Source organism: Streptococcus sp. HMSC073A12, assembly GCF_001812815.1.
Classification (GTDB): Bacteria; Bacillota; Bacilli; order Lactobacillales; family Streptococcaceae; genus Streptococcus; species Streptococcus vaginalis.
The window spans coordinates 1-3,911 of record NZ_KV810566.1 but is presented as its reverse complement, the minus strand read 5'-3'; the positions used below and the strand labels follow the sequence as shown (position 1 = coordinate 3,911).

General features: G+C 38.5%; 5 protein-coding genes and 2 pseudogenes. All 7 read right to left on the bottom strand.

The window, feature by feature from the left end; all coding sequences use genetic code 11:
• Positions 1-120: 120 nt before the first annotated feature.
• The 7 genes and pseudogenes from HMPREF2876_RS08940 to HMPREF2876_RS08920 all read right to left on the bottom strand — a co-directional run bounded on the left by HMPREF2876_RS08940 (position 121) and on the right by HMPREF2876_RS08920 (position 3,672).
• Positions 121-489, bottom strand: coding sequence for an EXLDI protein (locus HMPREF2876_RS08940; protein ID WP_004224594.1), 369 nt, complete (start codon positions 487-489; stop codon positions 121-123).
• Between the two features lie 136 nt (positions 490-625).
• A pseudogene (locus HMPREF2876_RS08935) lies at positions 626-1,192 on the bottom strand (NAD(P)H-dependent oxidoreductase).
• A complete protein-coding gene (locus HMPREF2876_RS08930; protein ID WP_024052411.1) occupies positions 1,189-1,785 on the bottom strand; it encodes a TetR/AcrR family transcriptional regulator in 597 nt (198 codons plus the stop codon). Before HMPREF2876_RS08930 ends, HMPREF2876_RS08935 begins: the two are co-directional and overlap by 4 nt.
• Before the next feature lie 149 nt (positions 1,786-1,934).
• Positions 1,935-2,237 carry a type 1 periplasmic-binding domain-containing protein gene (locus HMPREF2876_RS11000; protein ID WP_224783687.1) on the bottom strand — a complete coding sequence of 101 codons (303 nt, stop codon included), beginning with the start codon at positions 2,235-2,237 and terminating at the stop codon, positions 1,935-1,937.
• On the bottom strand, positions 2,234-2,383 hold the full coding sequence (locus HMPREF2876_RS10995) for a hypothetical protein (RefSeq protein WP_224783688.1): 150 nt from the start codon (positions 2,381-2,383) through the stop codon (positions 2,234-2,236). Before HMPREF2876_RS10995 ends, HMPREF2876_RS11000 begins: the two co-directional genes overlap by 4 nt.
• An 82-nt stretch (positions 2,384-2,465) precedes the next feature.
• Positions 2,466-2,819 carry a LacI family DNA-binding transcriptional regulator gene (locus HMPREF2876_RS10990; RefSeq protein WP_224784000.1) on the bottom strand — a complete coding sequence of 118 codons (354 nt, stop codon included), beginning with the start codon at positions 2,817-2,819 and terminating at the stop codon, positions 2,466-2,468.
• 43 nt (positions 2,820-2,862) lie between these two features.
• Positions 2,863-3,672, bottom strand: a pseudogene (locus tag HMPREF2876_RS08920) (Cof-type HAD-IIB family hydrolase).
• Between the last annotated feature and the right edge of the window lie 239 nt (positions 3,673-3,911).

Here is a 3,911-nt window from a genome sequence, read left to right as displayed (position 1 = left end):
TTTTTTTGTTGCACTATATTTTACAATTTATCAATAACAAAAATAGACAAATGTCCTATGAAACAATGCAACTGACTTCATACAAAAAAACCAGTCCGTAGAGACTGGCTGTCTGTCAAGTTAAATATTCAAGGTTTCAATAAAAGCACCTGCCGCTAACTTTTGCTCCAACTTGTTGATAGTAGATTTGTCTAGGTAAGAGCTTAACTCAGCAAAAGCTTGGCAAATTTTGAAAACCGTATCTGCCTCTTGCTGATGGTAGAATGGTAGATCCTTATGCTTTCTGAGCCACCACTCTGAATCATAGTTGAGATCTTCTCTTTGATAGTAGACAAGGTTCTTCTTGGGTGTCAGATAAATCGTTTTATAGATTATTTTTTTCCTATCTTCAGAAAAACGGCTGTTACTATAAATCTTGATTCCTTTAAATTTTTTATACTCTCTGATTCCATGATCCACTAGCCTGCATTCCACTTCCTTATATTCCATCGTGACACCTCCTTAATTTTTCCACTTCCATTATAGCAGTTTTACGCAGGTTTTCAAGAAATGTTTCATAAGAAATAGATTATTAAGCTAGTTTTCAGCTGTATCGTACTATTTCTGCTTTACAATCATCCTTATTTTAAATACGACGGGCTGTTTGAGTGATGGTTTCTAAGAATTGCTGGCGCTGTTCATCAGAAATTTTTTCAACATTTGTTAATTGTGTTAACTTAACCGGTGCGACAGCGCAGATTTTTAAAATTTGATTTTTCAGAACTTTACCGTAATCCTGAATAAAAGGCAGCACAAAGGACGGCGTATTATGGGTGGTGATAATCCAAGCAGATTTTCCTTGTAAGTGCCCTTCAAAACCGACTTTTTTATAAGAATAAGCGAAACCAGCTACAAATACTCGGTCAATAAATCCTTTGAGAATAGCCGGCATACCGCTCCACCAAATCGGGAAAATAAAGATTAGGTGATCTGCCCAAGTGACAAGATCACGGTATTTCTCCATTTCAGGAACCTTAGCCAAATCGCGGCGTTTTTGATTTTCATCAAATCATAAGATTGGATCAAACTGTTCAGCATATAAATCTAAGGTTTTGACAGAATGCGCTTCAGAAAGATTGGTTTGGATTTGCTTGAGAATAGCACCATTAAAACCTTGAGGGTTTGGATGAGTAAAAGCAATTAAGATTTTCATGACCGTTCTCCTTTTATATAGACATCAAGGATATGCTCAATGTTAGTCTGGATGGCTTTGTTGTCAAAGTCACGTCCAATGGGACTGTTCGCCAAAACAGCAAGACCTGAAATAAAACTCCAAAAGTGAAACAGTGTTTCAGCTTCGCTGTTGGTAAAGCCTTCCTCCTTACGAAGCTCTAAAACAATCCGTTTAAATGCAGCGAATCCTGGCAAATCAGAATCCAGCGAAATAGTATCCTGAGTGACTTTCATATACTTAAAAGGAAATTTAATAAAGAGGGCTTCAAAGAAATAGGGGTAATCCTTCGCAAAGATGATGAAGTTAAATCCCATTTGGGCCAGTTGATTTTGTGCAGAAGCCTTCCAATCGATCTTTTTTTGGATCTCTTGGTTGAGAAAAGCAGAAAGTCGTTTTAAAACGACTTTTAAATAGTTTTCTTTACTTTCAAAATGCCGGTAAGGAGTGCCGTGAGTAACACCGCAGGATTTAGCGACAGTCCTCAGTGATAGCTGGTCGATACCATGGTCTTCAATCTCTTTAATCCCCGTCTGGATCAGTCTTTCTTTTAACTCTGCCGTATTTCGTTTCATTTTTTCCCTCAAAAAGTATACAATGTCTACTTTTTCTTGTCAATATTTTCTGTTTAGAAAAATTTCAGTAAAAAATCACCTTGATTTGAAAGGTGATTCTTTTTTATTAAATAAGTAAGCTAATTTGAAAAACAACAAGTCTCTTATCGCTAGATAAACTCTGATTTGAGCACAATGGTTTTTTTCTCTTCAGATAAAATCTGCTTGAAACTTTCCTGACCCAGCTGATAGGATTTGTTATCTATGGTAGAGAGACCCAAGAGCCGTCCAGCCAGCATGTTTTCTTGCCCCATGATGAAGGGGAGCTGTTTTCCAGCTTCTTCATAAGCCTGCATAAAGCCTGCTGCCATGTCATCTCCACTTAAAAAAATACAGTCAATCTCTGGGTGTTGCCAAAGTTCGGAAGCTTTCTGATAAGCATTCTCTTCTATAGCAACACCTTCGAGAATCATCGGAGTATGCTCCAATCCATAGACCTCATCATAATCCGATAGGTAGAACTGCGCTTGTCTTTACGAGTGAAAATAAGGGCTAAATGTTGATAACCCAGTTCTTTCAACCAGCGAAAAGCTTCTCTACAAGCTGGTTTGCGATCCATATAGACACTACTGGTTTACCTTTTCTAAGCAGACAATATTTCCGTACTTAGCATAGGAAGTAATGGTTTCCAAATCTATGCTTCATGAGGTGAAAATCAAATGATCAAAAGCCTGACCTCGCAATTGTTCCAGGTACTGAAGCTCTAGTTCTTTGTCATACTGAGACGGCAAAAGCAGCAAATTATAGTCACTTCTCTGCGCTTGATCCAACATACCGTTGATGAGCTTGGTAAAATAAGTGTGACGCACATGAGGAATGACTACACCCACTTTATAAGTATTGCCCAAACTCAGTTCTTTTGCGACTAGATTTGGAGTATAGTCCAGTTCTCTGACAATTTGCAGGATTTTCTCCCGTGCCTCGTCTGACACATATGGGGGATTGTTGAGCACGCACGATACACTAGACACCGAATAGCCACTCAACTCCGCTATTTCTCGAATATTGGTCCTTGAGTTCCTTTCTGATTTTCAACACTTAACCGATGAGATACCTGTGAATTCCGTAACCAACTCCGTCCTCATCGTTACTCTTGGTAATTTTAAAAGCATGTGCCTTAACATCCTTAAAGGCATTGGCCATGACAATCGGAAAACCAACCATTTCTAGCATCGGAATGTCATTGTGACCGTCACCAAAGGCAGCCGTTTCTTCTTTTTTTAGATTTTCTTTCCGACTAATGTAATCAATCCCTGATGATTTTCGAGCTTCTTTTCTAATGATTTCTAAATAAAACCGACCAGAACGCAGAATTGTAACACTAGTTAGTTCTAGACTATTCAGATAAGTCTGCAAATCTTGCATTTCTTCCTCTTCAAAACTAATCATCATGATTTTAAACAGATTGTCACAAGCTGAACTTCATCATGAACCTGAGTTGGTGCCTGATGAGTCAAGTCGTATTCGTAACAAATTCTTTCATCTACTGTATCACAATACCAATGATTCAAGTCATAATAACTGAGACTTGACCTGCTGAAAATGCTACCGCACCGCCTGTAAAATCGTTGCCGCGGTCTGCTTGAAAATAATCTTGATGTGCAGCGGACGAATTTGATGATTGACAACCTCATAAATCAAACCACCATTAAAGCCCACTTGCGGACCTTGCAAACCCAACAATTCAATAGCCTCACGCATCTCCATTGGCGCACGCGCAGAGACCAGCGTAATCGGAATATCTGCTCTGCGAATGCGTCTGGCATTCCTTTCGGAAACTTGCCCCTTTGAATTTAAAAGCGCCCCATCCATATTAGTAAAAATACGTTTAATCGTTCTTGTTTGCATGATTTTTCTCTCCTTTTCTTTATGGATTTGCGCTCCACTCCGAGTTCAAATCTTATTTCTTCGCTAGCTTGACTTCATTGTACAATCTGGAACGCGTTCCATGTCAAGAGGAAAATGAAAAAAAGGGAATTAAATTTTTTAGAGGTAGCAAAATGAAAATGACCTTTAAAAAGGGAAAAGTTCTGACTTAGTTTAATCACTATAATCTTTTAAGTAGGCTCTTAATTCTCGAATCATGG

Coding starts and splice junctions, on each gene's coding strand:
- HMPREF2876_RS11000 (WP_224783687.1), bottom strand. CDS start 2,237: ATGATTCTCGAAGGTGTTGCTATAGAAGAGAATGCTTATCAGAAAGCT.
- HMPREF2876_RS10995 (WP_224783688.1), bottom strand. CDS start 2,383: ATGGATCGCAAACCAGCTTGTAGAGAAGCTTTTCGCTGGTTGAAAGAA.
- HMPREF2876_RS08940 (WP_004224594.1), bottom strand. CDS start 489: ATGGAATATAAGGAAGTGGAATGCAGGCTAGTGGATCATGGAATCAGA.
- HMPREF2876_RS08930 (WP_024052411.1), bottom strand. CDS start 1,785: ATGAAACGAAATACGGCAGAGTTAAAAGAAAGACTGATCCAGACGGGG.